This window comes from Nostoc sp. UIC 10607 (genome assembly GCF_047228265.1).
Lineage (GTDB): Bacteria > Cyanobacteriota > Cyanobacteriia > Cyanobacteriales > Nostocaceae > Nostoc > Nostoc foliaceum_A.
Window position 1 is genome coordinate 1 of sequence record NZ_JBIQNW010000136.1, and the last position, 6,263, is coordinate 6,263.

A 6,263-nucleotide genomic window follows, 5' to 3' on the forward strand; every position below is an offset into this window, starting at 1 on the left:
TAAATAATGAACACTGAGACAAGAATTTAGCGATCGCACCTTTTTTAGCCGACCTCACAAAATCGCATTGCTCCCGTATCATCGGGAGCAACGCAATTTTGTGAGATCGGATCAAAAATCAGTGATCGCTAATGCCGGAAGCTGGCGGACGAACGCAGGAATTAGCCGTGTTACTAACCCTTCAATCAGTTGCGGGAGTTGGCCGAGCTGACTGGCAGACTCTATGCTGCGATCGCTGATGTATTAAAAGCCAGCACTTATAGCCTGGATGTCATGACACCATCCCAGGCGATGGAACTGCTAACTAAAAAATTAGGACGTGAGATTAGTGATGCAGAACGTCAGTCAGCGCAAGATAAGCATTCTGAAATTCGATATTTTTAACAATTCTCGATGTACCAATTAACCTATAGATTATTTGGTGCAACCATTTAATACGGCTCATCTTGGGTTTGAAGCTCTTAAATTTCCGAGACTTCAATTGGTACGGTTTTATCCGTGGCGATCGTTTACTGGCTCTGACAAAATTAGTACGGTGTGCCGTCTTTGTGGACAAATCTCCACAAGCCATTCTCTAAATTGGCCATCAGGTCGTCATCGGGATAGCTGCCTGAGTCAGAGGATGTTCTGTCTCCGATTTCGAGGTAAAGAACATCCTCTCTTGTTTCATTGATTAGATGGTGGCCGTTACCAGTGCCAGCCTTGAAGCCGGCACACATACCTGGGGAGAGTTGTGTATAACCTTCGTCGGTACAAAGCGTTGGATGCCCCTCCAAGATGTACACGAACTCGTCTTGCAAGGTGTGAGCGTGACGAAGGGCTGAAATTGCCATTGGAGCTAGGCGTGTTAGGTTTACACCAAAGTTCGTGATGCCAAACAGGTCACCAAGTGGGTGTTTCTCCCTGCCCACCATACGCGATGCAAACGGTTCAGGATAGTTTGAGGGCTTAGTTCTTGTCGGTGCATCAGATGCCTTAATGGCGATCAATTTTTCTCCTTCTGACATAAGAACCTCGTAATCCGGAATGATAAGGGCTAATACCAATTTAAAATTTTTGTAGGCTCTTATTTTGGCAAAGGTATTATTATCTATAGGTAATTTTGCCAGTTTTGCGGGATTTTTACTACCGAACAGGGGATTACACCTTTGGTCTAACAACGTGAAATCAATAATCTTCGCCATCAATTCCACGTATTAGCCCATTCGTGTAATGCTGCATGAATAACGAGCCAAAATGATAAGCCAACTATAAAATTTACGGACTTTAGAAGTATTTGATTTGCACTGATATTCAAAAATTTTCCGCATAATAAATAGTTGGGCGGCATAAAACAACAATGGGAGAGATCATGGCTTTGACTGGCGGTTGCTTCTGCGGACGGGTTCGGTACCAGATTAATTCACCGCTTAAGCCTGGGCGCAGTTGCCACTGCTCTCGCTGTAGAAAGGCATTTAGCGGGGCAGGCTCTGCTTACGCTGAAGTTGAGCCAGGTTCATTCTCCTGGCTCAGTGGTGAAGAGAATCTCACCTTCTATGAGACGATACCTGGATGGGGTTTGTGCTTCTGTCGAATCTGTGGAACCACGCTGTGTGGTACAGCCGACGGCAAGGTGCATGGAGTGACCCTCGGAAGCGTCGATGGAGATCCAGGTGTTCAAATCGAGATGCACATTTTCGTTGGCTCCAAGGCAACGTGGGATCACATTGGCGGACACGCCCCTCAGTTCTTGGAGTTTCCTCCCAAAGCTAAATTGAATTAGCAGTAGATTTACATCCTCTCACTGTTTTGCTATACATGGGGTAAAGACAAGATACCCGCAAAATTTATCACGATGTAAAGTTGTGTAAAGTAGCCATGTATTGATGTCTTTCAAACACTCAAACATTACCTAGTTTGGCTTATTTTAGGCAATGTTATGAGTGCAATTGAGCGGAAGAATAAGGTTTGAGCCTTCCTTGACAAGAGCCTTCAGCTTCTGTTTTCGGCAATATTTTCTAAGTTGGGACAGATAAGCTCGAAGTGTTCACTAGGCTGAAAGCCAAACTAGGCAGACTTTTCTCTCATATAGACAAAGGCGATCGCGATAAATTTGTTACAAAAACTTTACATAGTGATAAATTTTGCGCGTATCTTGTCTTTACCCCGACTAAAGGTATTTCTCTCTAGGTGATGGCGCAACTCTTAACCGCTTCGCTTAGATAGGCGGTGTCTGCCACTGCCACAAATCCACTCGTTGATGAGCTACCCAAAACGGTGCAGGCAGAGTCAGACACGGGATATGTCGCTGCCTAGAAGTTAAAAGAGGGTATGTTACACCCCTTTAAGGAAATATAATGCACAGATAATCCCCTCCTGGGGGATAATCAAACAGATAAGTATTTATAACAACATGATCTCAAGTAGTTAATTTGTTGCGACCACAGATATTACGATGGTCGTTTTTTTGCGGCATAAAAAGAGCCGTGCTCTCATCAAACAGGGTGTAGTTTTTGTGAGGAAAATACTTAAAATTCTTAATTTTCCCCGCTTTCAATGTCAAACTGTAGCGCTGGCTCTAAGTGAAAAGACTTGTAATTGAGTATACAATTAAGGGGGACAATCTCTCGTGTCAGATAAGTTTTTTAATAGGGATCTGGAAAAGGATAGAACAGATATAAATATCTTCCAAGGAATGACAATTCTTGTCGTAGATGAGCACCAGGATATGCTTCTGGTAATGACCGAGCTTTTTGAAAGCTATGGAATTCAAGTACTTACAGCATCCAATGCCTTAACAGGATTAGAGGTAATTAAACAATTCAATGTGGATCTTTTAATTTCAGACATTACTATGCCCTTGAAGGACGGGTATTGGTTAATACAAAACATTCGTTCACTGACGCATCCACAAACTAGAGAAATTCCCGCAATTGCTTTTACTGGAAATACTGAAGATAAGGCAGATAAAAAAGCACTTATATCTGGATTTCAAGTTTATATTCAAAAACCTTCAACCGCTACAGAGTTAATAACAGAAGTAGCTAAACTGTTAAAAAGTAGGAAATATACTTTGCGCTAGGGTCAATATTTGCAATTCTTTTAGCACAGAGTATGTACAGTACTCTGCACCAATCAAATGAGGGTAAACAGCCGCTTACGGGTGCTGTAGAAAAACAATTTGTAAGATGCTTGCTGGGCACATCTTGAAGCCTTGCGCGTAGAATCTTCCCGTCTTGGCACGGTGATACCTATAATGCTAAAAGCAGCATTGCTACACAAGGAAGTTTTACTATGAGTGTAAAATCTCAAACTCCCTCGGATATTCAGTTTGAATCAAAGATTGTTTGGTTAAGCAATATCGATGCTATTCCTTATGTTAGAGAGTATTTTAATACTTGTTGCAGTAGAAGAAAGGGAAAGGTTAAGTATCATACCTATCAGATCATTGGCTATGCAGAACTAGAAGAGAAAGCTCCTAACACTGGTAGAAGTGGGTGTTTTGCTCGGCGAATATTTTGGCTTGCAAAGCATGATCGCTTTTATCAGCCTGATGGAGTTTATAAGCAAGGATGTCCAATAGAAGCTATAGATCCATTAACTGTTTTTCCAAAAGTTCTAGGGCAGATAACAACAAGAGCTTGGAATGGAACATTTTCACAAGACGTTGACTAATCATTTCTCCATCTGGTCATTGGTTGCGATCGCTTTCGATACTGCGCGGAGCGTGCAATCACGTCAAATCTCGCCACTATTTCAAATACCGTAATATGCTCTACGCTACTGGCGAGATAACGACAGTCGCAGTTTGGCGAGAATCAAAACAGCTTGTCAACGTACTCTTGTAGGTCACTGCGTTTAACTCGCCAACCCTTGCCAATTACTTTGGCTTTTAACTCACCTGCCGTAATTGCGTCTCGCAGGAATTCTCTAGACAACCCAGTTAGCGCTTGTGCCTCTGCAATAGTCAGTAGTAGCTTATCAGCGATCGGCACTATTGGCTGATTGTCGCCTCTGCCCAGCAGCCCTTCAATGATTGAGGATAACTTATCAATTACCCCAATCTCGCCAAACTCCGCAATCTCGCCAGAAGAATGCACTAATTTACCTGTCTGTGGCTGTTGCTCTGTCGCTATTTGGCGAGATTCAAAGGCAGGTTTTACGGTCGGTTGGTTTAGTTCTTCCTTGAATGCTTCCAGTTCGGTTTGGTCAAAGTTGGCAGTCGGGCGAGTTTTACCTTTCTCGTACTTGACGCTGATTCGCCCCTGTTGAACGTAGCGCTCTAAAGCCCTAACACTGACACCCAAGTAATCTGCTGCTGACTGCTTATTCATAAATCTCGCCAAATATCGTAACTCGCCAAAATCCTATCAGTGATTGGCGAGTTTTGGCGAGATTGAGAAAGAGCAACCATTATTCCTCATCTGTGCCTAGGTCATAAAAAATTAGTGAAGGCGATCGCTGACAGAGGGCGGGTACGCCATCGCGCTTTGTCGTGCTGCTTCCTCCCTGCCCCCTAATTGCCGATGTCGTCAAACTACCAATTCCCGACATCACTGCGATTTTACTCGAATCTCAGAGATAATTGAACTAGCAGGAAACTCTTTGTATAATGACTCTGCAAGTTTGGTATTCACTTTTTCAAATATTTTTTTAAACTTCATAGTTTCTTGAGGTGTTAATTGAAATTCGGCTAAATCAACAATTGCTGACCCTTGAAGGATTACTACATCATTCAAGTCAGGAACTTCTATAGCTATAAAAATTTCTTCTAGAGCTTCTAAATCTTTGAACCCATTATTCATAAACAGTCTTTCTCCAACCCATCTTTACTATTATGAATCAACTCAAATTACCTCTTAATTTTAAAATACTTTTCTAAATTTTAGTCTAAAATTGCTCGGACTTGAGCGATTACTGCATCACAATCAATAGGCTTTTGGATAAATCCATCAATCTTTATATCAAGAGCCTTCTGAGCATCATCTTCAGCGATACCTGTCACCAACAAAATAGGAATAAATTGAAATTTAGTCGATTGTCGGATGCGTCTAACAACTTCAAATCCATCCATTAAAGGCATCTGAACATCTAGTATTAGCAGGTCAGTAGGGTTAGGGTTTGTTTCAAGAAAGGCTAGCACCTCTGCTCCCGAATCAACAATTTCAATCTGGCACGACTCTGCTTCTAGAATCGCTTTCATAAGAATTGAGTTATCAGCCACATCATCACAAATCAATATACGTTTAATAACACCATCCATCGTTCACAGACAAAATATCTTTATCCTCTAGCTGCTTGGTCATTAGCATCAAAAATATTTGTATCTCCTTTGATTACTGAATTCCTCGGACAATTATTTGCTAAGAAATTTATATAAGAAAATTTAGTCAAACAAATCAATCTGTAGAATATACTCTACAAATCTGTAGAATTCTTTTTTAGCTAAAAAATTACTTCTCTAGATAGAAGAAGTTTGTTGAATATTATACTGAGGATATATCGCTCAAATAAAAAATTTACTGACTAGTTTTGTGGCGATGAATTGCGTGCGACTACTGTTAAAATTTTACAAATCACCCCAATCGAAATTCAGGAAGCGTCGAGCGTTAAGCTTGGTATATTTTTCAGTGTGCTTGATATCGCGGTGTCCCAGAAAGTCCTGGATTTCCCTAGTGTTATACCCCTGATTCACCAGATAGTAACCGCAGGCATGGCGCATCATGTGGCAGTGAACTTTGATATCAAGCCCGGCCTGTGCTGCCAGTCGCCCAAGCAGCTTTCGCACCGCATCAGTAGACATCACCTCACCACGCTCGGAAACAAATATATATTTGCTATCAGGCAACATCTCTCTGAGTTCTTTGAGCAAAGTTAACTCATCATCTCTCAGGGGATGCACCCCAGAGTCACTGCCCTTTTCCCTGGTGATGAAAATCTGACGTTCGGCCCACATCAGGGCATCCCAGCGCAAACCGCATTTAGCCCCTACAGCTTCCCCTACCCGCAAGCCGTGGCGAAACATGAGCAACATCAGTGTATAATCACGGTGAGCATAACGAGCTTTGCGTTCTAGTGCAGCATCGAGCAGCGATCGCACCTCGCTTGGTGTAAGGTATTCTCGCTTACCTGTAATGCTTGTTAGGTAGACGAGTTGGGGGTGGTGGCCTCATTTATGATTGGTGATAGTGTCCGGTGTACGCGGGATATTATGGACAGTCTACTACGCCACGATCCCTATTACTCCGTTGAGAGTCGCGCCACTCAAGAGTTATTGCGAACAG

10 protein-coding genes are annotated in these 6,263 nt (G+C 42.4%); 4 read left to right on the forward strand and 6 right to left on the reverse strand.

Features of this window, described 5'->3' with window-relative positions; all coding sequences use genetic code 11:
• The first annotated feature begins 198 nt into the window (after positions 1-198).
• On the forward strand, positions 199-384 hold the full coding sequence (locus ACEYW6_RS35500; protein WP_190900357.1) for a hypothetical protein: 186 nt from the start codon (positions 199-201) through the stop codon (positions 382-384).
• 143 nt (positions 385-527) lie between these two features.
• Here the strand turns inward: ACEYW6_RS35500 and ACEYW6_RS35505 are convergent, their stop codons facing one another.
• Positions 528-1,184, reverse strand: coding sequence for a cupin domain-containing protein (locus tag ACEYW6_RS35505; protein ID WP_412983495.1), 657 nt, complete (start codon positions 1,182-1,184; stop codon positions 528-530).
• A gap of 167 nt (positions 1,185-1,351) precedes the next feature.
• Here ACEYW6_RS35505 and ACEYW6_RS35510 point away from each other — a divergent pair, with 167 nt between their 5' ends.
• From ACEYW6_RS35510 to ACEYW6_RS35520, 3 genes are all read left to right on the forward strand, one after another.
• The gene (locus ACEYW6_RS35510) at positions 1,352-1,762 is read left to right on the forward strand and encodes a GFA family protein (protein ID WP_190900592.1); all 411 of its coding nucleotides are present in this window, start codon (positions 1,352-1,354) and stop codon (positions 1,760-1,762) included.
• Between the two features lie 846 nt (positions 1,763-2,608).
• On the forward strand, positions 2,609-3,061 hold the full coding sequence (locus ACEYW6_RS35515) for a response regulator (RefSeq protein WP_412983496.1): 453 nt from the start codon (positions 2,609-2,611) through the stop codon (positions 3,059-3,061).
• 212 nt (positions 3,062-3,273) lie between these two features.
• Positions 3,274-3,654: a DUF6009 family protein gene (locus tag ACEYW6_RS35520; RefSeq protein ID WP_412983497.1), complete on the forward strand. Its 381-nt coding sequence runs from the start codon at positions 3,274-3,276 to the stop codon at positions 3,652-3,654.
• Between the two features lie 143 nt (positions 3,655-3,797).
• Here ACEYW6_RS35520 and ACEYW6_RS35525 read toward each other — a convergent pair whose 3' ends face one another.
• From ACEYW6_RS35525 to ACEYW6_RS35545, 5 genes are all read right to left on the reverse strand, one after another.
• On the reverse strand, positions 3,798-4,313 hold the full coding sequence (locus ACEYW6_RS35525) for a helix-turn-helix domain-containing protein (RefSeq protein WP_412983498.1): 516 nt from the start codon (positions 4,311-4,313) through the stop codon (positions 3,798-3,800).
• Positions 4,314-4,392: 79 nt separating this feature from the next.
• The gene (locus ACEYW6_RS35530; protein ID WP_412983499.1) at positions 4,393-4,536 is read right to left on the reverse strand and encodes a hypothetical protein; all 144 of its coding nucleotides are present in this window, start codon (positions 4,534-4,536) and stop codon (positions 4,393-4,395) included.
• Entirely contained in the window at positions 4,533-4,784 is a 252-nt protein-coding gene (locus tag ACEYW6_RS35535; protein ID WP_412983500.1) for a hypothetical protein, read from the reverse strand. The genes ACEYW6_RS35530 and ACEYW6_RS35535 overlap by 4 nt, the downstream gene beginning before the upstream one ends.
• Positions 4,785-4,864: 80 nt before the next feature.
• Positions 4,865-5,242 (reverse strand): response regulator, encoded by a 378-nt coding sequence (locus ACEYW6_RS35540; RefSeq protein ID WP_412983501.1) that lies wholly within the window; start codon positions 5,240-5,242, stop codon positions 4,865-4,867.
• A 306-nt stretch (positions 5,243-5,548) separates the two neighbouring features.
• Positions 5,549-6,079: a tyrosine-type recombinase/integrase gene (locus ACEYW6_RS35545; RefSeq protein WP_412983502.1), complete on the reverse strand. Its 531-nt coding sequence runs from the start codon at positions 6,077-6,079 to the stop codon at positions 5,549-5,551.
• Positions 6,080-6,263 lie beyond the last annotated feature (184 nt).